Origin of the sequence: Methylobacterium sp. CB376 (assembly GCF_029714205.1) — a bacterium.
GTDB lineage: Bacteria > Pseudomonadota > Alphaproteobacteria > Rhizobiales > Beijerinckiaceae > Methylobacterium.
Map to the genome: position 1 here is coordinate 789,821 of NZ_CP121648.1, position 23,243 is coordinate 813,063.

At 73.7% G+C, this 23,243-nt stretch carries 20 protein-coding genes; 14 read left to right on the forward strand and 6 right to left on the reverse strand.

Going from position 1 to position 23,243, the window contains the following annotated elements; genetic code table 11:
• The first annotated feature begins 35 nt into the window (after positions 1-35).
• A complete protein-coding gene (locus tag QA634_RS03445) occupies positions 36-611 on the forward strand; it encodes a hypothetical protein (protein ID WP_012330658.1) in 576 nt (191 codons plus the stop codon).
• Positions 612-707: 96 nt separating this feature from the next.
• Here QA634_RS03445 and QA634_RS03450 read toward each other — a convergent pair whose 3' ends face one another.
• Positions 708-1,364 (reverse strand): glutathione S-transferase family protein, encoded by a 657-nt coding sequence (locus QA634_RS03450; RefSeq protein WP_012330659.1) that lies wholly within the window; start codon positions 1,362-1,364, stop codon positions 708-710.
• 291 nt (positions 1,365-1,655) lie between these two features.
• On the opposite strand from QA634_RS03450, the gene QA634_RS03455 reads away from it, so the two are divergent.
• The 3 genes from QA634_RS03455 to QA634_RS03465 all read left to right on the forward strand — a co-directional run bounded on the left by QA634_RS03455 (position 1,656) and on the right by QA634_RS03465 (position 3,839).
• On the forward strand, positions 1,656-2,870 hold the full coding sequence (locus tag QA634_RS03455; RefSeq protein ID WP_012330660.1) for a polyhydroxyalkanoate depolymerase: 1,215 nt from the start codon (positions 1,656-1,658) through the stop codon (positions 2,868-2,870).
• A 254-nt stretch (positions 2,871-3,124) separates the two neighbouring features.
• On the forward strand, positions 3,125-3,418 hold the full coding sequence (rpsU, locus tag QA634_RS03460) for a 30S ribosomal protein S21 (protein WP_012330661.1): 294 nt from the start codon (positions 3,125-3,127) through the stop codon (positions 3,416-3,418).
• 112 nt (positions 3,419-3,530) lie between these two features.
• Entirely contained in the window at positions 3,531-3,839 is a 309-nt protein-coding gene (locus tag QA634_RS03465) for a cupin domain-containing protein (protein ID WP_012330662.1), read from the forward strand.
• Positions 3,840-3,990: 151 nt separating this feature from the next.
• On the opposite strand, the gene QA634_RS03470 is transcribed toward QA634_RS03465, so the two are convergent.
• Positions 3,991-6,069, reverse strand: a complete 2,079-nt coding sequence (locus QA634_RS03470) for a flagellin N-terminal helical domain-containing protein (protein WP_012330663.1) — start codon at positions 6,067-6,069, stop codon at positions 3,991-3,993.
• Positions 6,070-6,233: 164 nt separating this feature from the next.
• On the opposite strand from QA634_RS03470, the gene QA634_RS03475 reads away from it, so the two are divergent.
• From QA634_RS03475 to QA634_RS03510, 8 genes are all read left to right on the forward strand, one after another.
• Positions 6,234-6,692, forward strand: coding sequence for a flagellar biosynthesis repressor FlbT (locus QA634_RS03475; RefSeq protein ID WP_012330664.1), 459 nt, complete (start codon positions 6,234-6,236; stop codon positions 6,690-6,692).
• Between the two features lie 206 nt (positions 6,693-6,898).
• Positions 6,899-7,408 carry a ferritin-like domain-containing protein gene (locus QA634_RS03480; RefSeq protein WP_012330665.1) on the forward strand — a complete coding sequence of 170 codons (510 nt, stop codon included), beginning with the start codon at positions 6,899-6,901 and terminating at the stop codon, positions 7,406-7,408.
• Positions 7,409-7,535: 127 nt separating this feature from the next.
• A complete protein-coding gene (locus tag QA634_RS03485) occupies positions 7,536-9,470 on the forward strand; it encodes an ABCB family ABC transporter ATP-binding protein/permease (protein ID WP_012330666.1) in 1,935 nt (644 codons plus the stop codon).
• Positions 9,471-9,531: 61 nt separating this feature from the next.
• On the forward strand, positions 9,532-10,773 hold the full coding sequence (locus QA634_RS03490; RefSeq protein WP_012330667.1) for a glycosyltransferase family 87 protein: 1,242 nt from the start codon (positions 9,532-9,534) through the stop codon (positions 10,771-10,773).
• A 760-nt stretch (positions 10,774-11,533) separates the two neighbouring features.
• On the forward strand, positions 11,534-13,333 hold the full coding sequence (locus tag QA634_RS03495) for a hypothetical protein (protein ID WP_283027239.1): 1,800 nt from the start codon (positions 11,534-11,536) through the stop codon (positions 13,331-13,333).
• Between the two features lie 92 nt (positions 13,334-13,425).
• Complete coding sequence (locus tag QA634_RS03500; RefSeq protein WP_012330669.1) at positions 13,426-14,139, forward strand: phosphatidylserine decarboxylase; 714 nt, start codon at positions 13,426-13,428, stop codon at positions 14,137-14,139.
• 151 nt (positions 14,140-14,290) lie between these two features.
• On the forward strand, positions 14,291-15,115 hold the full coding sequence (locus tag QA634_RS03505) for a CDP-alcohol phosphatidyltransferase family protein (protein ID WP_012330670.1): 825 nt from the start codon (positions 14,291-14,293) through the stop codon (positions 15,113-15,115).
• 96 nt (positions 15,116-15,211) lie between these two features.
• Positions 15,212-16,312 (forward strand): site-2 protease family protein, encoded by a 1,101-nt coding sequence (locus tag QA634_RS03510; RefSeq protein WP_012330671.1) that lies wholly within the window; start codon positions 15,212-15,214, stop codon positions 16,310-16,312.
• A gap of 42 nt (positions 16,313-16,354) precedes the next feature.
• On the opposite strand, the gene QA634_RS03515 is transcribed toward QA634_RS03510, so the two are convergent.
• The 3 genes from QA634_RS03515 to dapA all read right to left on the reverse strand — a co-directional run bounded on the left by QA634_RS03515 (position 16,355) and on the right by dapA (position 19,854).
• Complete coding sequence (locus QA634_RS03515; protein WP_445928379.1) at positions 16,355-17,611, reverse strand: OmpA family protein; 1,257 nt, start codon at positions 17,609-17,611, stop codon at positions 16,355-16,357.
• Positions 17,612-18,429: 818 nt separating this feature from the next.
• Positions 18,430-18,903, reverse strand: a complete 474-nt coding sequence (gene smpB / locus QA634_RS03520; protein ID WP_012330673.1) for an SsrA-binding protein SmpB — start codon at positions 18,901-18,903, stop codon at positions 18,430-18,432.
• A 48-nt stretch (positions 18,904-18,951) separates the two neighbouring features.
• Positions 18,952-19,854 (reverse strand): 4-hydroxy-tetrahydrodipicolinate synthase, encoded by a 903-nt coding sequence (dapA, locus tag QA634_RS03525; protein ID WP_012330674.1) that lies wholly within the window; start codon positions 19,852-19,854, stop codon positions 18,952-18,954.
• 163 nt (positions 19,855-20,017) lie between these two features.
• Between dapA and QA634_RS03530 the strand changes: the two genes are divergently transcribed.
• Positions 20,018-22,291, forward strand: a complete 2,274-nt coding sequence (locus QA634_RS03530) for a lytic transglycosylase domain-containing protein (protein ID WP_012330675.1) — start codon at positions 20,018-20,020, stop codon at positions 22,289-22,291.
• A gap of 140 nt (positions 22,292-22,431) precedes the next feature.
• Complete coding sequence (locus QA634_RS03535; protein WP_012330676.1) at positions 22,432-22,719, forward strand: MTH1187 family thiamine-binding protein; 288 nt, start codon at positions 22,432-22,434, stop codon at positions 22,717-22,719.
• Positions 22,720-22,949: 230 nt separating this feature from the next.
• On the opposite strand, the gene QA634_RS03540 is transcribed toward QA634_RS03535, so the two are convergent.
• A complete protein-coding gene (locus QA634_RS03540) occupies positions 22,950-23,237 on the reverse strand; it encodes a hypothetical protein (RefSeq protein ID WP_012330677.1) in 288 nt (95 codons plus the stop codon).
• Positions 23,238-23,243: the final 6 nt, after the last annotated feature.

Genomic DNA, 23,243 nt, shown 5'->3' on the forward strand with positions numbered 1-23,243 from the left:
CGGCGCGCCGCCCCGGGCGGCAGAGGGAGACCCGCATGGCGACGAATCCGAGCGACCGGGAGCCCCCGGTCCCCGGCGGTGGGGCATCCCCCGCGACGGGCGCGGAGGGCGAGGCCCGCCGGACGCGGCTGACCGAGGAGGAGCAGCGGGAACTCGACCGGCGGCTCAGCCGGCCGGACGGGCCGCGCGCCGACGCGGGCCGCGCGCCCGATCCGGGCGACCTGCCGGGCGAGGCGGACGACGTGCGGGCGGCCTTCGGCACGGCCGGCGCCCCGGCGGAGGGCGGCTCCCAGGAAGACGGCGGCAAAGGGTCCGGCGGCAAGGGATCCGGGGGCATGGGCGGCGACGGCACCGCGCATTCGGGCATTCTGAGCGCCCCGGGCGGGAGCGGCGCGACGCCGGTGCGGATCGACGACGTGCCGGCCTCCGAGCGCGGCAACCCGGACGAACTCGCCGCCCGCGGCGATCTCGACCGGCGCAACCCGCCGCGGCGGGAGGATACGGGGCCCGGCGGACAGACGGTGTTCTCGAACGCCGCCCGCGAGGGGCGCGAGGCCCCGCGGGACCCGCTGGCATCCCCGGCCGACCGGGCGGGGGCGAAGCGGGGCTGAGGCGGAGCGGAGGTCCGGGCGCCCGGGCCCGATCCTTGCGACCTCCCCGCTCCTTCAGAACTCCATTCCTTCAGAACTCCATGTCGAGTTCCTCGATCAGAACTCCATGTCGAGTTCCTCGATCTCCTCGGGCTCGCCCTCCGCCTCGGCGATCCATTCCTGCATCAGGGGCCAGGCCATGACGTGGTCGCGAAAGGCCGCGCTGCCGGGCGGCAGGCCGACATTGTAGGTGACGAAGCGGGTGCAGACGGGCGCGTACATCGCGTCCGCGATCGTGGGCGTCGCGCCGAACAGGTAGGGGCCGCCATGCGCGGCGAGCGCCTCCTCCCAGATCTCCACGATGCGCGCGATGTCCGACTGCGCGCCCCCCCACAGCTTGAAGTCGGTGTAGCGCGCCCGCAGGTTCATCGGCAGGGCCGAGCGCAGGTTCACGAAGCCGCCATGCATCTCGCCGGAGATCGAGCGGCACCACGCGCGCTTGACGAGGTCGGCCGGGACGAGGCCGGCCTCCGGGCGCCACTCGTGCAGGTACTGGGCGATCGCCAGCACGTCCCAGACCCGGACCGGGCCGTGGGTGAGGCGCGGCACCAGGAAGGAGGGCGAGAGGTGCAGGAGTTCGGCGCGGCTCGCCGCGTCGCCGGTCCCCAGCACCTCGACGGTGAAGTCGAGCCCGGCCATCCGGCAGAGCAGCCAGCCGCGCAGCGACCACGACGAGTAGTTTCGGCTCGATACCGTCAGCGTGGCCTCTGCCATGCGCATCCTCCCCCGCGGGCCCGGCCGGACCCGACCCGGCGTCAGCCCATCCAAGACTCGTGCCGTCAGCGCCGCGACCATAGGGGCAGCCGCCGCGGCGCACTAGACGACGAGAATCCAGACCGGCCCGGCCCGGGGTTTGGCACGAGCATCGCATGGCCGGGAGTCAGACGGGCATAGTCCCGGGACCACACCCAACGAAAGTCAGATCGCGGGAGGGCGAGCGTTGCCTTACGTCTCAGCAGCGGCAAGCGCGTCGGCTCCGGCGTGTGTGCGGGAGTCTTCGGGCTGATGCTCTACGATCTCTTCGAGGTGCAGTCCGACGCCGCGGCCGCGGCGCGGGGCTGGGGGCGCCTCCTCCACGAGACCGTCACGCCCTGGACGGAGGCGGGCGCCCGGGAGCCGGCCACCTGGGTGCTGGCGGCGGCCCGGATGATGATGCGCGCCGGCCTCACCCACGTGCGGCCGGCCTACGGCATCGCCGGCGTGCACGTCGGCAACCGCGAGGTGCCGGTGCGCGAGGAGCCGGTGCTGCGCACCCCCTTCGGCACGCTGCTGCACTTCCGCAAGGACATCGCCTCCGAGCAGCCCCGCGTGCTGGTGGTGGCGCCCCTCTCGGGCCACTTCGCCACGCTGCTGCGCTCGACCGTGCGCACGCTCCTCGCCGACCACGACGTCTACATCACCGACTGGCACAACGCCCGGGACGTGCCGGTCGAGGCCGGGCGCTTCGGCTTCGACGACTATGTCGGGCACGTGGTCCGCTTCCTGGAGACGATCGGCGAGGGGGCCCACCTCGTGGCGGTCTGCCAGCCCTGCGTCCAGGCCCTGGCGGCGGCGGCGGTGATGGCCGAATCGCGCAACGCCGCCCACCCGGCCAGCATGACCCTGATGGCCGGTCCGGTCGACACCCGCATCAACCCCACCAAGGTCAACGAACTCGCGACCTCCCGGCCGATCGAGTGGTTCGAGCGCAACCTCATCGGCACCGTGCCGCGCCGCCATGCCGGCGCGGGCCGCCGCGTCTATCCCGGCTTCGTCCAGCTCATGGCCTTCATGACGATGAACTCGGCCCGGCACATGCACGGCCACATCGACCTGTTCTGGCACATCGCGCGCGGCGAGGAGGCCAAGGCGGCGCAGATCGAGACCTTCTACGACGAGTACTTCGCCGTGCTGGACCTCGCGGCGGAATTCTACCTCGAGACGGTCAAGACCGTGTTCCAGGACGCGACGCTGGCCCGCAACGCCCTGACCTACCGGGGGGCGCCCCTCGACATGCGCGCCATCCGCAGGACCGCGCTGATGACCGTGGAGGGCGAGCGCGACGACATCTGCTCGGTCGGCCAGACGATGGCGGCGCACGACCTCTGCGCCAGCCTGCGGCCCTTCCGCAAGCGGCACCACCTCCAGGCGGGGGTCGGGCATTACGGCGTCTTCTCGGGGCGCAAGTGGGAGACCCAGACCTACCCGCTGGTGCGCAACTTCATCCAGTCGAACGCCTGACCAGCCGGGTCGGAGGGCGGTTCATTCAAGAATCGCGCCCCGCGCCCGCCGCGGCGCCGCGCACCCGGTTGGAAATCGTCCCGAACTGGTGTATGGCGCAGCCAGGCGCATGCGTGCGCCGGCCTTAGCGGCAATCGCGACGTGCGCTCCTCCCGGTCAGGAACGGCCGGGGTCTGGGGCGCATTCCGGTTCGCCGGATGTCGCAGGACGGCCCTCGGCCGGCCACGGTTCGAAGAATTCTAGAGGACACACCCTTGCAGGTACTCGTTCGGGACAACAACGTCGATCAGGCCCTCCGCGTGCTGAAGAAGAAGATGCAGCGCGAGGGCATCTTCCGCGAGATGAAGCAGCGGAAGGCCTACGAGAAGCCCTCCGTGCGCAAGGCCCGCGAGAAGGCGGAGGCGGTGCGCCGCGCCCGCAAGCAGGCGCGCAAGACCGCGATCCGCGAGGGGCTGATCGCTGCGCCGAAGCCGAAGCCCCGCGCCGTCGCGCCCCGCCGCCCGGCGGCCGCCCCGGCCCCGGCGTCGAGCCCGACCACCACCGCCTGAGCCCCGCGCCCGGATCGCCGGGCGCATCCCATCCTGACGTCCTCGCGGCGAGGCCCGGCGCATGCGCGCGCGGGCCCCGACGTGTGGACGGGCCCTCTCGGGAGATCCGCCCATGGCCTTCGCCTGCACGATTCCGGCCGTGCCGATGGTGCAGCTGGACGACGAGGCGGTGCGGATCACCCGCTGGGACTTCGCTCCCGGCGCCGTGACGGGCTGGCACGAGCACGGCTGGCCGTACGTGATCGTGATGGTGACGCCGGGCTGCCTGCGCGTCCATGACGGCGAGGCCGTGACCGAGACCGTGCTGGCGCAGGGCCAATCCTACCGCCGCCCCGCGGGCGTGCGCCACGACGTGATGAACGGCTCCGACCACCCGATCGCCTTCGTGGAGATCGAGCTGAAGCGGCCCGGCGCCCTCTGAACCGCCCCCGGTCCGCGACAGGCGCCGTCGGCGGACCGGATTCGGGACCAGCGCCCTCCCCCCGGCCGCGTCCGAGCCCCCGCCGGGCGCCACAACGAGAACGGCCGGGGCGAGGCCCCGGCCGCGTGCTCGTCGCAAGGTGCGGCGGCGATCAGCGCAGGAGCTGCAGCACGCTCTGCTGCGCCTGGTTGGCCAGCGACAGCGCCGAGACGCCGAGCGAGTTGCGGGTCTGCAGCGCCTGAGAATTCACCGCCTCCTCGTGCAGGTCCGCGTTGGTCAGGTTCGCCGCACCCGTGTCGAGCACGTTGATCATCTGCTTGGTGAAGTCCTGACGGTTCTGCACCACCGCAAGGTTCGCGCCCAGCGACGAGGCCTGGCTCTTCAGCGAGCTCGCCGCCGTGTTGATCGACTTGATCACCTTGTTGATCGCGCTGTTCTCCTGAAAGTCCGACTGCGACAGCACGTTCAGGCCGAGCTGCGTGTACGACACCGTCGAGCCCTGCACCGACAGCGTCGACGTGTTCTTCTCGTTGAAGCTGATCTTCAGCGTGTCCCCGGCGAGCAGGTTGACGCCGTTGTAGCCCGAATCCGCCGCGAGCTGGTCGATCTGGGTCAGCAGGTTGTTGAAGGTGCTCACCAGCCCGTTGCGCGCGGTCAGCCCGTCGCCGCCGATCACCGCGCTCGAGGTGCCGGAGTTGAACGGGTTGCCGGTGCCCGAGGCGGTGATCTTGAGGTCGTCGGTGCCCGAGTCGTTGGCGGTGGTGATCGAGATCCGCCCGGTCGCGGTGTCGATCGAGGCCTGGGCGTTGGCCGCCGCCAGCGCGCTGTTGAGCTGCGTCAGGGTCGAGATCTGGCCCGCCGCCGAGCCGAAGGTGAAGGTCGCGCTCGGGCCGGAGCCGACCTGCACGGTCAGCGACTTGCCCGCCAGGGCCGAGCTCGAGCCCGGCGCTCCCAGGCCCGCCGCGAAGGTGGTGGGCGAGTTGAAGCCGAGGTTGGAGAGCAGCGAGGTCGCGGTCGAGCCGTTGCCGAGGGTGATGGCGGTGTTGGTGTCGGCGGCCGTGAAGGTGAACTTGCGGTTGGTGGCGTCGTAGCTGGCCGAGACGGTGCCGCTGGTGGCGGTGCTGACCTTCTGGGCGATGGAGCCGAGCGTGTCGCCGGCCGCGATGTTGACGGATTGGCCGTTGACCGTGAAGTTGTCGCCGGCCTTGAAGCCGACCGCGATCGCCAGGGTGGCGGCGCTCGGCGAGAAGGTGCCGGCCGTGGTCGAGGCCGTCGTCCCGAAGCCGACCTGGCTGCCGGTGCCGCCCTGGACGGTGATGCTCGAGCCATCCGCCGCGCCGGTCAGCTTGATCTTGCCGCTATTGTCGGAGGCGGTGACGCCGGTGGTCGAGGTGACGGCGTTGATGGCGTTGATGACCTGGCTCTCGGTCGAGCCGGTGGCGACCGTGATCGTCGTGCCGTTGATGGTCAGCGTGGTGGAGGACGCGCCGGCGCCGTTCGTGGTGGTGCCGCTGGCCGCGAGGCCGGTCTCGGAGCCGGTCGCCGCGTAGGTGAACTGGGCGCCGGAATTGCTGCCGGTGAAGACGAGCTTGCCGCCGGAGGCCGCCACGGTGACGCCGGTGGTGGCGGATTGCGCGTTGATCTTGGTGACGGCGGCGTTGATGTCGTCGCCGGTGGCGAGCGCGATCGCGGTGCCGTTGAGGGTGACGGTCGCGGAGGCGGTGAGGGTCGTGTAGGAGCCGGCCGTGTAGGTCGCGACGCCGTTGCTGTAGGCGGTGCCGGCCGTGACGGTGGCGGCGGTGGCGGTGGTGTTGCCGCTCAGGGCGGTGTCGCTGACCGCCTGCGTTGCGCCGGTCGAGAGCAGGTTCTGGGCCGAGGCGCCGGTGAGCGCAGTCGAGACCGAGGTGGCCTTGACCGAGAAGGAATTGGCGGAGGCGAGGGCCTGCTGGGCCACCGACTTGAGCTGGTCGGTGAGGGTCTGGACCTTGGTGAGGCCGGTATTGGCGGCCTGGATGGTCTGGATGCCGTTCGAGACGCTGTCGAGGAGGGAGGACAGGGCGGTCGAGCGGGAGGAGAGGCCGTCGGCGGTGAAGAAGTTGGTCGGGTTGTCGAGGGCGGTGTTGACCTTCTTGCCCGTCGCCAGGCGGTTCTGGGTGGTGGCGAGGAGGGAGGCGGTGTCCTGCATCGACAGCAGGTTCTGCCGCGTGGCGGCAGTCAGCGTGATGGGCATGGGGCCGATCCTTTTCGATCGTCGGATCCGTCGTTTTGACGGCACCCGCATCTCAGGGGGCCGGCCCTTGCCGCGGCCTTAAGTCGATCGCGCGGACTCGTGCGGCTTTGCGAAATCGTTAACGCTTAACCACGACCATGGGGGTGATTCGTGGAAAGCCCGCCATGCCGCTTCGCATCACCCTCAAGCCGCACGAGCGCCTCATCATCAACGGGGCGGCGATCCGGAACGGGGACCGCGCGGCCGACCTGCTGATCGAGACCCATGCCCGCTTCCTGCGCGAGAGCGAGATCATCCGCGAGAGCGAGGCGGACACGCCGGCCAAGCGCCTCTGCGTGACGCTGCAGGTGATCTACCTCGCCGACAATCCGGCCGAGGTGGAGGACCTGCTGGTGCGCCAGTCGACCGAGATCCTGCGGATCATGCCGAGCGCGGTGCCCTATCTCCTCGCCGTTCAGGACGAGGTCGCCGCCCGCCGCTTCCACCACGCCCTGAAATGGGGCCGGGAGCTCGTCGCCCACGAGCGCGCCCTCCTGCAGCAGCAGGACGCAGCCCCGGGGGCCGCGCGGGAGGCGGCCCCGGGGGCCGCGCGGGAGGCGGCCCCGGTGGCCGCCCGGGCCTGACACCGCCGCGGCCGCGGCGGACCGGGCCCCGCGGCGCCGGCGCCGCGCGCGGAGGCGAAGGCCCGAGGAGAGCGGCCGGGATCCGGGGCCGAACCGGCGCGCGGGAGGCCGCTCCGGTATGATACTTTGTCTCAGTATGAGTACCAGAACCGTCCCCGGCGGCGGGCGTTGGGCCCCACTCAACCCCTGTCCAGGAGGATGACCGGATGGCCGAGGATCTCCGCTCGCTCTACGTGACCGCGCTCAGGAACACCCACGCCCTCGAATTGCAGGCCCTGCAGATCATGGAGCGGCAGGTCGAGCGCCTGGAGCGCTACCCCGAGATGGACGCGGCCCTGCGGCGCCACATCACCGAGACGCACGGCCAGCGCGACCGCCTGGAGGCGGCGCTGTCGGCCCTCAACGAGAGCCCCTCGGCCCTCAAGGAGGGCGTGCTCGGCCTGATGGGCAACCTCGCGGCCCTGGCCCACACGCCGGCCCAGGACGAGATCCTGAAGAACGCCTTCGCCAACCGCGCCTTCGAGAATTACGAGGCGGCGGCCTACGACTCGCTCATCACCATCGCGGAGGCGGCCGGCCAGACCGCCCACCTGACGGGATTCCAGCAATCCCTGAAGGAGGAACTGGCGATGGCCCAGACGGTGGCCGACCTCGTCAAGCCGACGACCCGGCGCTACCTCGAACTGACCGCGAGCGGCGCCAAGGCCGACCGCTGAGCCCGCACCGGCGGGCCGTGCGTTGAGCCCAGCGCCCGCCGGCCCTGCGGTGCCCGGCGGGTGCACCCCGGGAGGATCGGGCCTATATGCGGGGCAATTCCTCTCCCGGAACCCGATCGTGACGCAAATGCAATCTCCGGCGGGCGGGGCCTCGGACCGGCCCGGCCTCGTCGGGACCTACCGGCGCCTCTGGCCCTATCTCTGGCCGCACGGGCGCCTGGACCTGCAGCGCCGCGTCTTCGCGGCCTTCTTCCTGCTCCTCGTCGCCAAGGGCGTCACGATGCTGACGCCCTTCACCTTCAAGTGGGCGACCGACGCCCTCGTGGCGGCGGCGGGCGGGAAGGACGGCCCCCTGCCGACCGGCCTCTGGGCGGCGCCGATCCTGCTCATCGGCCTCTACGGCCTGTCGCGGGTGGCGATGGCCCTCCTCACCCAGGTCCGCGATGGGCTCTTCGCCAAGGTGGCGATGCACGCGGTGCGCCGCCTCGCCCTCCAGACCTTCGCGCACATGCACCGCCTGTCCCTGCGCTTCCACCTGGAGCGCAAGACCGGCGGCCTCACCCGGGTGCTGGAGCGCGGGCGCAACGGCATCGAGGAACTCTCGCGCCTGATGGTGCTGACGCTGGTGCCCACCATCGTCGAGTTCCTGCTGGTGCTGGGCATCCTGGCCTGGGAGTTCGACCTGCGCTACTCGCTGGTGGTGCTGGTGATGGTCGCGGCCTATCTCGGCTTCACCTACAAGGCCACCGAGTGGCGCATCGCCATCCGCAAGCGGATGAACGAGTCCGACACCGACGCCAACACCAAGGCGGTCGACTCGCTCCTCAACTACGAGACCGTGAAGTATTTCGGCGCGGAAGCCCGCGAGACCTCCCGCTACGACGTCTCGATGGCCAAGTACGAGAAATCCTCGACCCAGACCTACGTCTCGCTGGCGGTGCTCAATGCCGGCCAGGCGGTGATCTTCACGGCCGGCATGACCGTGGTGATGTGGCTCTCGGCGCGCGACATCATGGCCGGAAAGGCCACGATCGGCGGATTCGTGCTGGTCAACGCGATGCTGGTGCAGCTCTCGATGCCGCTCAACTTCATGGGCATGATCTACCGGGAGATCAAGCAGGCGCTGATCGACATCGACGACATGTTCCGGATCCTGCACCGCAACCCGGAGATCGCCGACCGGCCGGGCGCGCCGCCGCTCGCGGTGAGCGCGGGCGTGGTGCGCTTCGAGGACGTGCACTTCGCCTACAACCCGGACCGGCCGATCCTGAAGGGCATCAGCTTCGAGGTGCCGGCCGGGCGCACCGTCGCGGTGGTGGGCCCCTCGGGCGCAGGCAAGTCGACCCTGTCGCGGCTGCTGTTCCGCTTCTACGAGCCGCAGGGCGGGCGCATCCTCGTGGACGGCCAGGACATCGCCGCCGTGCAGCAGGAATCCCTGCGCGCGGCGATCGGCATGGTCCCGCAGGACACGGTGCTGTTCAACGACACGATCGGCTACAACATCCGCTACGGGCGCTGGGAGGCGAGCGAGGCGGAGGTCCGCGAGGCCGCCCGGCTCGCGCAGATCGACCGCTTCATCGCCGGCCTGCCGGAGGGCTACGACACGCCGGTGGGCGAGCGCGGCCTGAAACTGTCGGGCGGCGAGAAGCAGCGCGTCGCGATCGCCCGCACCATCCTGAAGGGGCCGCCGATCCTGGTCCTCGACGAGGCGACCTCGGCCCTCGATTCCTTCACCGAGCGGGAGATCCAGGACGCCCTCGACCGGGTCAGCCGGGGCCGCACGACGCTCGTCATCGCCCACCGGCTCTCGACGGTGGTGGGCGCCGACGAGATCATCGTCCTCGACCGGGGGGTGATCGTCGAGCGGGGCGACCACCCGACCCTCCTCGCGCGCGGCGGCGTCTACGCGGCGATGTGGAACCGCCAGCGCGAGGCGGACGCGGCGCGCGAGGCCCTCAAGCGGGCGGAGGGCGGCGAGGGCGAGAGCCTGCGCGTCCGCCTGGAATCGGGCGAGATCCCCCCGCCCGCCGCCAAGGCGCCCGAACCGGCCTCCGTCGCCTGACGGAACCCGGCCTTAACCGCGGCCGTCGGAGACTGGCCCGGCGGGGAGCGGGGATGCGCGGATGGCGGTGCCGGAACCTTGGAGGCTAGCGGTCCGCCTGGGGACGATCCCGTCGCTCGCCATCGCCCTGTCCCTGTTCGGCGGCCTGCCGGGCGGCCTCGACCGGCAGGGCTACTTCGTCGGCCGCGACTTCGTGATCTTCTGGACGGCCGGCCGGCTCGCCGCGACCGGGCTGCTGGATCAGATCTACGATCTCGGCGCCTTCCAGGCGGCCATGCGGGCGCTGTTCACGCCCGTCCAGCCCTTCATGAACTTCTCCTATCCGCCGACCGGGCTCCTGGTCCTGGCGCCCCTGGCCCGGCTGCCCTACGGGGCGAGCTACCTGCTGTGGCAGGGGGCGGGGATCGCCTGCTTCCTCGCCACGCTGCTCGGCGGGAAGGCGGGTCCGCGCCGCGCCGGGCTGGTGCCCTGGCTCCTCCTCTCGCCGATCGTGGTGCTCGAAGTCGCGATCGGGCAGGCGGGCTTCTTCTTCGCGGCGCTGGTCGTCGGGGCGATGCGGCGGCTCGACCGGCAGCCGCTCCTCGCCGGGGCGATGATCGGCCTCATCAGCGTCAAGCCGCAGCTCGGCCTGCTGTTTCCCCTGGTGCTGATCGCCCGGCAGCGCTGGGACGCCTTCGCGGCCGCCGCCGTCACCACCCTCGGCTTGATCGGGCTCAGCCTGCTGGCTTTCGGCCCCGAGCCGTGGCGCGCCTACCTCGCGGTCACGCTGCCCTTCCAGGGCGAGGTCATCACCGGGATGGACGGCTTCTACACCACCCTGATGACGACCCCCTACGCGGGCCTGTGGTGGGTCGGGGTCCCGGTCCCGGCGGCGCTCGCGCTCCAGGGGGCCGTCTCGCTGATCGTGGCGGGCGGCGTCGCCTGGCTCGTGCGCCGGGACCCCGCGCGGCCGGACGGGTCGGAGGGCGCCGCGGGCCTGCACGCCGCCCTCGTCGCGGCGGGCTGCATCCTCGTGACCCCGTACTGCCTGAGCTACGACCTCGCGATCCCGATCACCGCCGCCCTGGCGTGGCGCCTGCGCTGCCCGGCCCCGCCGCCGCGGGCGGTCGACCTCGCCCTGCTGGCCCTGTTCCTGGTGCCGCTGCTCGGGATGATCGTGGTCGCGACCAGGCTGCCGCTCCTGCCGCTCGCCGCGGCGGCGGCCTTCGCGGCCCTCGCCGCCGAGGCCTACCGGGCCGCCCCGCCGGCAAGCCGCCCGCCGCGAAGCGGCCGGCCCCTCGCAGGCCGCCTCCCGGTGGGCTGAGCGGCTGGCGATCCGTCGGCGTCCGGCCCGGCGCCGCGGAGGTCGCCCCGGCCGCACCCGACGGATCGCCGGGACGCCGCATCGCGCAGACCGGGAACGGGCGATTCGGGGTCGGCCTGCGACCCGAAGAGCCTCCTTAATCCTTGCGGGCGATCATGCCGGGCGCTGCCGCAAGGACACGTGCCGTGCCCACCGCCCCGTCCTCCCTCGCCCCGCGGGTTCCGAGCGTCCCGGTCGCCGAGCTGCGGTTCGCCGCGGCCCTCGCGGCGCTGGCCCTCTCGGCCTTCCTGCTGTTCTCGGCACCGATCCTCCTCGCCCGCGCGGCGCTGCCCGGGCTCGGCGGCTCCCCCGCCGTCTGGTCCGTGGCCCTGGTCCTGCTGCAGGCGGCCCTGCTCGGCGGCCAGCTCTACGGGCTCGCCGCCACCCGCTGGCTCGCGGGGCGCCGCGCCCTCCTGCTGCACCTCGCCCTGATGGGGGCGGCGCTCCTCGTCCTGCCCCCGCATCGGCCGGCGGCCCTCGCGCGGCTGCCCGCCGAGGGCGAGGCGCCCTGGCTTCTCGGCCTCCTTGCCGTCGCGGCCGGACCGCCTCTCCTCGCCCTGGCGGCGAACGGCCTGCTCCTGCAGGCGTGGCTCTCCGGCGCGGATCACCCGCGCGCCCGCGACCCCGCCCTCCTCGCCGCGGCCTCGCATGGCGGCGCCTTCGCGGCGCTCCTCGCCTATCCGGTGCTGATCGCGCCGCTCGTCTCCCTGCGCGCCCAGGAATGGGCCTGGACGGCCGGGTTCTGCCTCCTCGCCCCGCTGATCGCGGCCGCCGCCTGGAGCGCCGCCGGGACGCCGCCCGCGCGGGCGCCGGCCCCTCCCCGGCCCCCGCCAAGCGCCCGGTCCCGCTGACCGGCGCGGCGCTGGCGGGCTTCGTCGCCCTGGCCTTCGTGCCGGCCGCCTTCCTGGTCGCCGTCACGACCCGCCTCTGCGCGGAGCTCGCGACCGCGCCGCTGGTCTTCCTGCCGCCGCTCGCCCTGCACCTCCTGACCTTCGTGACCGCCTTCCGGGACAGCGCCGTGCGGGTCGCGCGCTGGCTCGCGCCGCTGCAGGTCGGGGGCACCGCGCTGGCGATCCTCGGCCTCGTGGTCGATCTCGGGCTCGCGGCGAACCTCGTCCTCGGCCTCGGCCTCGTCCTGGTGAATGCCAGCCTCTGCCACACGACGCTCTACCGCGCGCGGCCCGAGACCGCCCACCTGACGATCTACGCCGTCTGCATCGCGCTCGGCGGCCTCCTCGGCAGCGCCGCCGGCGCGCTGCTCGCGCCCGCCCTGTTCCCGGCCGGCCAGGAATACCCGCTCCTCCTCGGCGCGGCCCTGCTCGGCCGGCCCGGCCTCCTCGACGGCGCCCGGGCCGCCCGCGCCAGGGGCTTCGGGGAGGCCGCCCTCGTCTGCGCCCTGCTGGCGCTCCTCATCCTGGCGGGCTGCGCGGTGCTCGGCCTCGCCGCGCCGCGCCTGCTCATCGGCCTCGGCCTGTGCGGGCTCCTCGCCCTGTCCTGGGCGAGCCCGCGCCTCGCGGCCCTCTCCGGGATCGGGGCGCTCCTCGCGCTGGCGGGCCCGGCGCCCGCCCCGCCCGGGGCCGCGGGGGAGAGCCTGCGCTCCTTCTCCGGCATCCACCGCATCGCCGCGAGCCCGGACGGCGGCACCCGGCTGCTCTGGCACGAATCCCGCCCGCAGGGCGCGATGCGGCTGCGCCGGGAGGACGGCACGCCCGCGACCGGCGAGCCGGCGCCGCTCCTCGCCTACGCGCCCGACGGGCCGGTCGGGGCCGCGATCCGGGGGATCCGCGCCGCCCGGGGCGGCGATCTCGGCGACGTGGTGGTGGTGGGCCTCGGCGCCGGCAGCCTCGCCTGCGCGGCGCGTCCCCGGGAGGCCTGGACCTTCCTGGAGAGCGATCCGGTGCTCCTGCGCATCGCCCGCGACCCGGCCCGGTTCCGGTTCCTGGCCGCCTGCGCGCCGACCATGCCGGTCGTCGTCGGGGATCCGCGCCTGAGCCTCGCCGACCGGCCCGCGGATCTCGGCCTGATCCTGATCGACACCGCCGCCTCCGGCCCGTTCCCGATCCATCTCCTGACCCGCGAGGCCCTGCGCCTCGCCGTCTCGAAACTCGACCGGACCGGCGTGCTGCTGATCCACCTCGCCCACCCGCACCTCGATCCCGGCGCGGTCCTGGCCGGGATCGGGGCCGAGTTCGGGCTGAGCGCCTGGGCGCTCGGCGCGCCCGGCGCGGCCTCGACGCTGCTCGCGCTGGTGCGCGATCCGGCCCATCTCGGCCCATGGGGCGGTCGCGCCCGGCCCGGCGGCGCCTTGCTCCGCGACGCCCCGCTCCGCGACACCTTGCAAGGCGACGCCCTGCTCCGCGACGCCTCGCCCCGTGGCACCTGGGCCGGCAATCCCTGGCCCGGCCCCCCGGAGGCCGGCGGCCCCGGGTGGCGGCGCGTGCCGGCCGATCCCGGCCGCCGGCCCTGGACGGACGACCACGCCGACCTCCTCGGGGCGCTGCGCGCCCGCCCGGGCGGGTGAGGCCGCGCGGGCGATTGACGGGAGGACGTGCGCCTGCCATCCGCGGACGCGAACGGCGCTGCCCGCGCGCCTGCCGGAGTGCCTGAAGGCTGATGACCGACCTCTTCGAGACGATCCGCCGCGTCCTCGTGCCGATCCACAAGGAGGGCTACCTCTTCATCGCGATCGGCATCGTGCTGACGGTGCTCGCTGGCTCCTTCGTGCAGGCGCTGGGCTGGATCTTCTTCCTGCTCACGCTCTGGGTCTGCTACTTCTTCCGCGACCCCGAGCGCGTCGTGCCGGTGGGCGAGGGCCTCGTGGTCTCGCCCGCGGACGGGCGCGTGAACCTGATCTCGACCGTGGTGCCGCCCTCCGAGCTCGACCTGCCCTCCGAGCCGATGCTGCGCATCTCGGTCTTCATGAACGTGTTCGACTGCCACGTGAACCGGGTGCCGGTCTCGGGGCGCATCGACCAGATCCACTACACGCCGGGCCTCTTCCTCAACGCCGAGCTCGACAAGGCGAGCGAGGACAACGAGCGCAACGGGCTGGTGATCGAGACCGGCAGCGGGCCGGACGCCCTGCGCATCGGCGTGGTGCAGATCGCCGGCTTGGTGGCGCGGCGCATCGTCGACTGGGTCAAGCCCGGCGACAACCTGGTGGTGGGCGACCGCTTCGGGCTGATCCGCTTCGGCTCGCGGGTGGACGTCTACCTGCCGGCGGGATCGCGGGTGCTGGTGGGACTCGGCCAGAAGGCGGTGGCGGGCGAGACGGTGCTCGCCGACCTGCGCCCCGGCGGCCCGGTCCGCCAGTTCCGGCGGGTCTGACCCGCCCGGGCGGCGGGCAACCCGCCGCCGGGATGCCGGGAGCCTCGCGCGCCCGGCGCTTGTCCACGCCCCGAGGCGTGCTGGACAATTCGGCAACGGCGCCGGCGCTCGCCGGACCTGACCGTCGGTACGAGGCGCCTTCGGAGGCCGCATGGACGACAATCTCTTCCCGCCCTTCGCCCCCGACACCAACGAGCCCCGGCCGCGGCGCTTCAAGCCGATCCCGGTGCGGATGATCATCCCCAACATGATCACCCTGATGGCGGTCTGCCTCGGGCTCACCGCCGTGCGCCTCGCCTTCGAGGGCCGGTTCGAGCCGGCCGTCATCGCCATCGTGGTGGCGGCGGTGCTCGACGGCATCGACGGGCGGGTGGCGCGGCTCCTGAAGGGGACCTCGCGCTTCGGGGCGGAGCTCGACTCGCTCGCCGATTTCGTGAATTTCGGCTGCGCCCCGGCGCTGATCCTCTACGGCTTCACCCTCCACCACCTGAAGTCGCTCGGCTGGATCGTGGCCCTGATCTTCGCCATCGCGATGGCGCTGCGGCTCGCCCGCTTCAACGTGATGCTGGACGACCCGAGCCGCCCGGAATGGAAGAAGGACTACTTCGTCGGCATGCCGGCGCCGGCCGGCGCGCTGACGGCGCTGCTGCCGCTCTACCTCCACTTCCTCGGTCTCTCGTTCGGGCCGCGGCTCGCCCCGGCGGTCCTCGCCTACGTCCTGGTCCTGGCGATCCTGGTGATCTCGACCGTGCCGACCTACGCGGGCAAGACCATCGGCAAGCGGGTCCCGCGCGAGTACGTGCTGCCGATCTTCGTCGTGACGGTGGCGGCGTTCGGGCTGTTCATCAGCTTCCCGTTCGAGACGCTGGCGAGCCTGAGCATCGCCTATCTGTGCGCCATCCCGATCGGCGCCAACCAGTACCGGCGCCGCCTCAAGGCCGAGGCGGCCGTGTCCGGAGAGACCCCGGCCGCCTGACGGGCGGCTTTCAGGCCGCCGACCAGCGGCCTCCAGGCCGCCAGACGGGCGGCCCTGGGGCGCACCCGCGCGGTCGGGCGAGACAGGGAGACGTTCATGGGTTGGTCGCTGCCGCTCGGGACGGTGATGGGCACGGTGATCCGGGTCCACGTCACCTTCCTGCTCTTCCTGCTCTGGATCGGCGCCGCGGGCTTCGCCAAGGGCGGCCAGGGGGCGGCGCTGCAGAGCGTGCTCTACATCGTGCTCCTGTTCCTCTGCGTGCTCCTGCACGAGTTCGGCCACGTCCTGGCGGCGCGCCGCTACGGGGTGCAGACGCCCGACATCACGCTGCTGCCGATCGGCGGGGTGGCGCGGCTGGAGCGCATCCCGGAGGACCCGCGCCAGGAGCTCGTCATCGCCCTCGCGGGCCCGGCCGTGAACGTCGTCATCGCGGGCCTGCTGTTACTGGTCCTCGGGGCGGTGGCGCCGCGGGCGGAGGTGGAGAATCCGGGCATCTCGCTCTTCGAGCGGCTGCTCTGGGTCAACCTGTTCCTGGTCGGGTTCAACCTGATCCCGGCCTTCCCGATGGATGGCGGGCGGGTGCTGCGGGCGATCCTGGCCGCCCGGCTCGGCTACGCCCGCGGCACGCAGATCGCCTCGGGGGTGGGGCAGGCGGTGGCCTTCGCGCTCGGCCTGCTCGGGCTCGTCGGGGGCAACCCGCTCCTGCTCTTCATCGCGCTCTTCGTCTATCTCGGCGCCGCCTCGGAGGCGCACGCGGTGCAGATGCGGCAGGTCTCCCGCGGGCTGCTCGCGGGCGACGCGATGATCACCCGCTACGAGAGCCTGGGGCCCTCCTCCCGCGTCGAGGATGCCGTGCAGGAACTGATCGCCACGACCCAGCACGAGTTCCCGGTCGTGGACGGGGCGGGGCGGCTGCGGGGCGTGCTCACCCGCGACGACATGATCCGGGCCCTGCGCGACCGCGGCCCCGACGCCCCGGTGCTGGAGGTGATGCGGTCCGACATCCCGAGCGTGCGCGACCGCCAGCCCCTGGAGGACGCGCTGCGGCTGATGCAGGAGAGCGGCGTGCCGGCGGTGGGCGTGACGGACGCCCTCGGCCGCCTCGTCGGGCTGATCACGCCCGAGAACGTCGGTGAGATGATGATGGTCCTGACGGCCCGGCCGGAGGGCCGCACCGGGTTGAAGCGGAGCGGCTGAGCGGCGGCCCCCGGGCCGCCGCGGCGCCCGTCCGAAGGAGCCCTAGGGCCGCCCGGCCTGCTGCTGGATCAGCGGCGTGATCCGCCGCGCCGTCACCCTGCGGTTCTCGCGGTTCGCCTCCTGGGTGTTCACCTTCAGGTACTGCTCGCCGTAGCCCTGGGTGGTCAGGTTCTCGGGCGGCACGCGGAAGTCCCGGGTGAGCACCGCGGCGACCTCCTGCGCCCGCCGGTCGGAGAGCGAGAGGTTGTCGACCTCGCTGCCGACCGCGTCCGTGTGGCCCTCGATGAGGAACACCTCCTGCGGGTTGTGCTCGACCGCCCGCCGGATCGCCTCCGCGATCGCCGCGAGGCGCCGCGCCTGGTCGGGGGCGACCTGCCAGGAGCCGGTCTCGAAGGTGATCGTGTCGATGTCGACGCTGCGCATCCGGGCGCGCAGGCTCGGGCTGGAGCGCACCTCGTCGAGCGTGTAGCGCCGCTCCACCGGGGCGACCGGCGGCGCCGTGAGGGTCTCGTAGATCAGGCCCTCGTCGGCCCGCTCCGCCTCCACCACGTAGCGCTCGCGGGGAATGCGGATCTCGGGGGGCGGCAGCACCACCACGTCGCGCGCGATCGGCCGCGGACGGCCCTCGAAGGTGTTGTCGATCAGCACGACCTCGCGGCCGTCCCGCGCCCGGCGGCTGCGGCGCAGGAGCCGGCCGTCCTCGTCCACCACCGTGACGATCTGGTCGCCGCCGGGCCGGTCGATGATCGTGACCACGTCGCGGCCGCGGCGCTCGACGCGGGCGTCGCGATCGAGGGACCGGAACCGCTCCGTCTCGTCGTGGCGGATGAAGGTGCGGTCGTTCTCGCGCACGATCACCCGGCCGGGCTCGCGGATGACCAGCCGGCCGCCCTCGTTGACCTCGCGGCGGGCGCGGCGGACCTCGTCGTAGCTGCGCACCTCCACGTCGCTGCGGCGGAAGCCGCCGGGGATGGACTCCGCGTCGTCGCGGCGCTCGGCGCCGTCGCGGCGGTCGCGGCCATCCCGGCCGGGCGCGCCCGGCACCGGCAGCGGCGCGGCGCCCGGTCCGGCCGGGTCCGGCTGCGGCCGGGTCGGCGCGCCCGGCGGGACGGCGGGGCTTCCGGCGGGCGGCGGGGTCGGGGCCGCCTGCGGCGGGGTCGGGGCCGCCTGCCCCGGCCGCGCGGGCGTTCCTTGCGGACGATCCGGCGCGCCGGCGCCCGGACGCGCCTCGCCGGGCCGCTCCCGCGGCTGGCCGGGCTCCGCCGGCGGGGCCGGCGGGCGCCCGGGCTCGCTCGGCACCGGGGGCGTCGGGCGGGCCTGGGCGGGCCGCTCGGGCGTGGCCGGCGGCTGGGGCGGCTCCGGGGCCGCGCCGCCGGACTCTCGGGCGCGCGCGGGCGCTCGTCGCGGGGCGGCGTCGCCTCGGGCGGGCGCGGCGGCGTGGGGCGCTCCGGCTGGCGGGCGGCTGGCGGCGGAGCCTGGGGACGGGCCGGCTCGGGACGCTCGGCCGGCTCCCGCTCCGGGCGCGGCGCCGGACGCGCGCCGCGCGGCGCCTCGTGCGGCGGGGCTTCGCGGGCCGGGGCCTCCCGCGGGGGAGTCTGGCGTTCGGCCGGCGGCGCCGCCCGCTGGGGCGCCCGCTCGCGCGGTTCGGGAGCCCGCTCGCGCGGTTCGGGAGCCCGCTCGCCGCGCTCGACCGGGGGCGCCGCCCGCTCGGGGCCGCGCTCCCGCGGCTCGGGCCGCGCTCCGCGTTCAGGGCCGTGATCGGGGCCGCCGCGCTCCACGCCGCCGCGCTCCGTGCCAGCTTGGGCCATCCGGATGGCCGCCGCGGCGCCGGGATCGGCCCGCCCGGGGAGCGGCTGGACGAGGAGGGCGGGCAGGATCGTTCCGGTCAGGAGCAGCAGGCGGGCAGGCCGCATCATCTCACCTCGGGTCACGTGGCGCGGTCCAGTCGAACCGCGACCGCGCCGGTCGGTTCCCCCGCCGCGACGATCCGGCGCCCTCCGGATCGCGGACCGACCCGAGGCGCCCCCGCTCATGCCAGAGGCCCGGGATGCGGAGCCGCCGGGCCGTCGATCCTCTCGAAAGCTCGATCCAAGCCAATGACTTGGGAGAAAAACGGATCAGCCCTTGTCGCGCATCAGCCGCGCCTTGTCGCGCTGCCAGTCGCGCTCCTTGGCGGTCTCGCGCTTGTCGTGCAGCTTCTTGCCCCGCCCGAGCCCGAGCTCCACCTTCGCCCGGCCGCGCTCGTTGAAGTAGATCTTGAGCGGGATCACCGTGTAGCCCTCGCGCTGCGTCGCCCCCAGGAACTTGTTGATCTGGCGCCGGTGCAGCAGCAGGCGGCGGGGCCGCTTGGTCTCGTGGTTGAAGCGGTTGGCCTCGAGGTATTCGGGAATGTAGGCGTTGAACAGGAAGAACTCGTCGCCCGACGGGCCCGCATAGGCCTCCCCGATCGTGGCCTTGCCGCCGCGCAGGGACTTCACCTCGGTGCCGGTGAGCGCGATGCCCGCCTCGACCGTGTCGGTGATCTCGTAGTGGAAGCGGGCCTTGCGGTTGTCGGCGACGACGCGGCGGGCGGGGTCGGCTTTCGGGGCCATTGACGGGCTCTTCTCAGGCGCCGGCGGGGCGCCGGCGCGTCACGGGGGTCAGGTGTTGGAGAGGCCGGCGTCGCGCAAGGCGCCGTCGACCGCGCGCCGCCCCGCCTCCCCGAGCGGGACCAGGGGCAGGCGCACCTCCTCGTCCATCAGGCCGAGCCGCGCGAGCGCGTACTTGGCCGGCGACGGGTTGGTCTCGACGAAGAGGTTGGTGTGGAGCGGCATCAGCCGGTCCTGAAGGCGCAGGGCCGCCCGGTACTCGCCCGCGAGGCAGGCCTCCTGGAAGTCGGCGCAGAGGCGCGGCGCCACGTTCGAGGTCACCGAGATGCAGCCGTGCCCGCCATGCGCCATGAAGCCGAGCGCCGTCGCATCTTCGCCAGAAAGTTGGATGAAGTCTTCTCCCATCGCTTGGCGCTGAAGGCTGACGCGAGCCACGTTGGCGGTGGCATCCTTCACGCCCGCGATATTGCGCAATTCGTACAGGCGCCGCATCGTGTCGACCGACATATCGATCACCGAGCGGGCTGGGATGTTGTAGATCAAGATGGGAATGCCGATTGCGTCGTTCACCGCCTTGAAGTGCTGGTACAGCCCTTCCTGGGTCGGCTTGTTGTAATAGGGCGTGACGATGAGGACCGCGTCAGCCCCGGCCTTCTCCGCATGACGGGCGCGCTCGATCGCCTCGGCGGTGGAGTTCGAGCCGGCGCCGGCGACCACCGGCACCCGGCCGCCCGCCTCGTCGATGCAGGCCTCGACCACCCGGTCGTGCTCGGCATGGCTCAGGGTCGGGCTCTCCCCGGTCGTGCCGACCGGCACGAGGCCGTGCGTGCCATGCTCGATCTGCCACGCCACGAATCGCCGGAACGCCGCCTCGTCGAAGGCTCCGTCGCGGAACGGGGTCACCAGGGCCGTGAGCGAGCCTCTCAGGCGCTGCGAAATCGGCGTCGACGTCATGGAACAGGTCCTCGCTCGGACGGGGCTGCCGCGGCCAGGCCGCCTCGCCCGACACATAGGCCGTCATGTGCGCCGGCGCAAACCGCGACGCACACGGTTAATGCCTTCTTAACGCACCGCTTCCACCATGGCGTGTCCGCTCTCGCATAGGGGAACGACGACGATGCAGCTCCCGCCCCGACGGCGCCGCCTCGCGACCCTCGCCCTTCTCGCCTGCGGGACGGCCCTCGCCCTCCCGCCCGGCCCCGCCGTGCGGGCCGCCGACCCGGACGGCGAGGGCCTGCCCGCCCGGGCCGAGGCGCCGGCGGCCGAGTCCCCGGAGATCGCCGGGGGCCTGCGCGCCACGGCCGGCCCCGAGGACGCGCCCGCCACCGCCGCCGGGCGCCTCGCCCCGGCGGTGCCGCAGGCGGCCGCCGCCTACGCCTCGGCCGACCCGTCCGTGCCCCTCCCCTTCCCGGTGCCGGACGCCGCCGTCGCCCCGCGGGCGCCCGTGCCGAGCGTGCCCGATCCGGGCCGCCCGACGCCCGCCGTCGAGGTGGACGCGCCGGCCCTGCGCAACGCGATCGACGCCTACCGCCGGGGCAAGGTCGAGGAGGGCGACCGCCTGCGGGACGCCCTCGCGGATCCGGCCCAGCGCGCCCTGCTCGACTGGGTGGCGATCCGCTCGGGCGCGGGGATCGGGTTCGAGCGCATCGTGGCCTTCATCCGCGACAACCCCGACTGGCCGGCCGGCGCGGTGATCCGGCGCCGGGCCGAGGAGGCGCTGCTGAGCCAGCGCAAGGCGCCGGGGATCGTGCGCGCCTACTTCGCCGCCCGCCGCCCCGCGAGCCCGCCCGGCAAGTTCGCCCTCGCCCTCGCCCTCAAGGCCGACGGCCTCGACGAGGACGCCGCCGCCCTCGCGCGCGACCTCTGGCGCGAGGACGGCTTCGGCCGCACCCTCGAACTCAAGGTGCTCGACGCCTTCCCGGGCGCGATCACCGAGGTCGACCACCGCGCCCGCATGGAGCGGGCCCTGATGAAGGAGGATTGGGAGGCCGCCGGCCGCGCCGCGACCTACGCGGGCAAGAGCTACGGCACCCTGGTGCGGGCGCGCCGCGCCGTCGAGGCCAAGGCCGCCAACGCGCAGAGCCTCCTCGACGCCGTGCCGCCGAGCCTGCGCGGCGATTCCTCGTTCCTGTTCTCCCGCGCGCAGCTCCTGCGCCGGCTCGACAGGCCGGCCGAGGCGGCCGCCGTGCTGATGAGCGCGCCGCGCAACCCGGAGGTGCTGGTCGATCCCGACGAGTGGTGGATCGAGCGCCGGATCGTGGCGCGCAAGCTCCTCGACCAGGGCGACGCGAGGAATGCCTACGCGGTCGTGGCGGGGCACAGCGCGCGGGCGGTGGAGAAGCGCATCGAGGCGGAGTTCCACGCCGGCTGGATCGCCCTGCGCTTCCTGCAGGATGCGGCGCTGGGCGCCCGGCACTTCGCGGCCGCCGCCGCCGTCGCCGAGACCCCGATCTCGATCGCCCGGGCCGCCTACTGGCAGGGGCGCGCCGCCGAGGCGCTGAACCAGCCGGCCGAGGCCAGGACCTTCTACGAGCGCGCCGCCGCGCAGCCGATCGCCTATTACGGCCAGCTCGCCCGGGCGAAGCTCGGCCAGGACACCCTCGCCCTGCGCCACGCCGCTCCCCTCGACGAGGCCGCGCGCCGGGCCTTCGAGGCGCGGCCCGTGATCCGCGCCCTGCGGTTCCTCGCGGCGGCGGGCCTGCGCGAGCAGGCGCTGCCCCTCTACATCGACCTCGCGCATCGGCTGAGCGACCCGGCCGAACTCGCCGCCCTCGGCGACGTGGCGGCGGCCGACAACGATCCCCGCGCCCTGGTGGCGCTCGGCAAGGTCGCGGTCCAGCGCGGCCTGCCCCTCGACCAGCACGCCTATCCGGTGAACGGCATCCCGTCCTACGAGGCCTTCTCGGCGGTGCCGCAGGTCGAGCGGGCCATGGTCTTCGCCATCGCCCGCCAGGAGAGCCAGTTCGACCCGAAGGCGCAGTCGAGCGTGGGCGCCCGCGGCCTGATGCAGATGATGCCGGCGACGGCCCAGCGCACCGCCCGGCGGGTGAGCGCCGCCTTCGACGCGGGCCGGCTCCTGAGCGACCCGGCCTACAATGCCCGCCTCGGCCAGGCCCATCTGGGCGAGCTGATGGAGGATTGGCGCGGCTCCTACATCCTGGCCTTCGCCTCCTACAACGCCGGCGGCGGCAACGTGAAGAAGTGGATCGACGCCTACGGCGACCCGCGCGATCCCAGGGTCGACCCGATCGACTGGGTCGAGCGCATTCCCTTCACGGAGACCCGCAACTACGTCCAGCGCGTGACCGAGAACCTCCAGGTCTACCGCAGCCGGCTGGAGGGGCGCAGCGCCCTGCTGATCGAGAGCGACCTGCATCGCGGCGGGCGCTGAGGCTTGGGGGAGAGCCGCGGCTTGGCGAAGGGCCGCGGCTTGGCGAAGGCCCGCGGCTCGGCGAGAACCGTCCGGACGAGCGGGCGTTGGCCCGGGCGCGGCCCGCGCCCCGGCGCCCGCGAGGACGGAGAGAGCCGATCATGAGAGTCGTCGCGGATCTGTGCATCGTCCCGATGGGCGTCGGGCCCTCGGTCTCTCCCTACGTGCGGGAGATCAAGGCCCTGATCGACGCGAGCCCCCTCGAGGCGGAGATGCACGCCAACGGCACCAACATCGAGGGGGAACTCGCCGACATCTGCCAGCTCATCGAGCGCTGCGAGGCGCGGCTCGCCGAACTCGGCGTCCAGCGGGTCTTCTACACCATGACCTTCGGCACGCGCCGGGACAAGGCGCAGAGCATGGCCGACAAGCTGCGGGCGGTCTCGTAGGGCACCCTCGGCGCGCTCGGAAGCAGAGCACGACGCGTCCGGCACCGCTGTGCGGGGAAATTCGGACGCGCGGTGGCGATCGGGCCAGTGCGGCCGATGGCGGCGGGGTTCGATCGTCTTGCCGATTCATTTGCCGGATCCGCCATGGCACACCCCGCGCGGCACCCCCCCTCTTCCTCATGCCGAGGCGCGAGCGTCAGCATGAGGAACGCTGTAACGCGGATCCCGGATCAGGCGGGCGGAGCGGCCCGCGCCCGCCGGGGCCGCAGGGCACCGAGGCCGCAGCCGGCCGCGTAGGGGATCAGGAGCAGGGCGGCGACCTCGACCGCGAGGCCCGCCCGCCCCGGCACGAGGCCGGAGGCGGCGACGCCCGCCGCGAGGCCGGCCAGGGCCGCCACCGCGAGCGCGGCGAGGCGCGAGGCCCGCCCCGCCGGCCGGCCGGCGAGCCAGCCGGTCCCCGCCCCGAGGAGCAGGGCCACGAGGCAGGTCGGCCAGAGGGCGGCGAGGAGAACCGTCATCGGGCC

Bases quoted from the DNA above. Each gene is read 5' to 3' on its own strand.
- QA634_RS03445 (WP_012330658.1), top strand. From the start codon at position 36: ATGGCGACGAATCCGAGCGACCGGGAGCCCCCGGTCCCCGGCGGTGGG.
- QA634_RS03450 (WP_012330659.1), bottom strand. From the start codon at position 1,364: ATGGCAGAGGCCACGCTGACGGTATCGAGCCGAAACTACTCGTCGTGG.
- QA634_RS03455 (WP_012330660.1), top strand. From the start codon at position 1,656: ATGCTCTACGATCTCTTCGAGGTGCAGTCCGACGCCGCGGCCGCGGCG.
- QA634_RS03465 (WP_012330662.1), top strand. From the start codon at position 3,531: ATGGCCTTCGCCTGCACGATTCCGGCCGTGCCGATGGTGCAGCTGGAC.
- QA634_RS03470 (WP_012330663.1), bottom strand. From the start codon at position 6,069: ATGCCCATCACGCTGACTGCCGCCACGCGGCAGAACCTGCTGTCGATG.
- QA634_RS03475 (WP_012330664.1), top strand. From the start codon at position 6,234: ATGCCGCTTCGCATCACCCTCAAGCCGCACGAGCGCCTCATCATCAAC.
- QA634_RS03480 (WP_012330665.1), top strand. From the start codon at position 6,899: ATGGCCGAGGATCTCCGCTCGCTCTACGTGACCGCGCTCAGGAACACC.
- QA634_RS03485 (WP_012330666.1), top strand. From the start codon at position 7,536: ATGCAATCTCCGGCGGGCGGGGCCTCGGACCGGCCCGGCCTCGTCGGG.
- QA634_RS03490 (WP_012330667.1), top strand. From the start codon at position 9,532: ATGGCGGTGCCGGAACCTTGGAGGCTAGCGGTCCGCCTGGGGACGATC.
- QA634_RS03495 (WP_283027239.1), top strand. From the start codon at position 11,534: ATGGGCCTGGACGGCCGGGTTCTGCCTCCTCGCCCCGCTGATCGCGGC.
- QA634_RS03500 (WP_012330669.1), top strand. From the start codon at position 13,426: ATGACCGACCTCTTCGAGACGATCCGCCGCGTCCTCGTGCCGATCCAC.
- QA634_RS03505 (WP_012330670.1), top strand. From the start codon at position 14,291: ATGGACGACAATCTCTTCCCGCCCTTCGCCCCCGACACCAACGAGCCC.
- QA634_RS03510 (WP_012330671.1), top strand. From the start codon at position 15,212: ATGGGTTGGTCGCTGCCGCTCGGGACGGTGATGGGCACGGTGATCCGG.
- smpB (WP_012330673.1), bottom strand. From the start codon at position 18,903: ATGGCCCCGAAAGCCGACCCCGCCCGCCGCGTCGTCGCCGACAACCGC.
- dapA (WP_012330674.1), bottom strand. From the start codon at position 19,854: ATGACGTCGACGCCGATTTCGCAGCGCCTGAGAGGCTCGCTCACGGCC.
- QA634_RS03530 (WP_012330675.1), top strand. From the start codon at position 20,018: ATGCAGCTCCCGCCCCGACGGCGCCGCCTCGCGACCCTCGCCCTTCTC.
- QA634_RS03535 (WP_012330676.1), top strand. From the start codon at position 22,432: ATGAGAGTCGTCGCGGATCTGTGCATCGTCCCGATGGGCGTCGGGCCC.
- QA634_RS03540 (WP_012330677.1), bottom strand. From the start codon at position 23,237: ATGACGGTTCTCCTCGCCGCCCTCTGGCCGACCTGCCTCGTGGCCCTG.